This window comes from Haliea atlantica, assembly GCF_054779855.1.
In genome coordinates this window covers 1-577 of the sequence record NZ_BAAGXL010000028.1, presented here as the reverse complement: position 1 = coordinate 577, position 577 = coordinate 1, and the positions used below count along the sequence as shown (strand labels likewise).

The window sequence follows — 577 nt, the reverse complement described above, 5'->3', positions numbered from 1 at the left end:
GGTAGAACCCGATAATGATCAAGGTAGTGTAGTTGATGAGGGCTGCAACGATTTCAATGCGCCCGTAGCCAAAGATCATCCTTGCGTCAGCCGGGCGGCGCGCAATTTTTTGCGCCAAGAACGCGATGACGAGTGAGGCCATGTCAGAGAAGTTATGCAAGGCGTCCGCGATAAGGGCGAGACTGCCGGCAAAGATACCTCCCCCAATCTGAGCCAGGGTCAGGATCCCGTTCGCCCAGATGGCGATGGCAACGCGTTTATCCTTGGTCTCGGGGGGCATATGCACATGGTCGTGACTCATTGGGTTAACCTAGTTGGTGGCTATTTATAAAGAGGCATCTGCTGTATTCAGCTTACTCTGTGCCTGGTCGCCTGTACCTTGGCGATTTTGTGGATTTTGGGCCATTGTTTACTCATCCTTTTTGACAGCTTTCAGGAATTCCGCAAGGCTGTCTTCGGCCGCTTTTTTGTTCGGGAATGGCCCGATATTTTGACCTTCACGGGTTAAAAAATACCAGGCTCCTCGTCACTCTGAGTGGAATTAGACCACATGCTGGGGCATCCTACCGCGCACCGA

General features: G+C 52.3%; 1 protein-coding gene and 1 pseudogene. Both read right to left on the bottom strand.

Annotation, left to right across the window (positions count from 1 at the left end):
* A partial coding sequence (locus ACYVGS_RS17715) for a cation diffusion facilitator family transporter (RefSeq protein ID WP_460590027.1) occupies nucleotides 1–301 on the bottom strand: 301 nt, incomplete at its 3' end.
* A gap of 108 nt (nucleotides 302–409) precedes the next feature.
* A pseudogene (locus ACYVGS_RS17710) lies at nucleotides 410–511 on the bottom strand (DUF6316 family protein); the annotation flags it as partial.
* Nucleotides 512–577 lie beyond the last annotated feature (66 nt).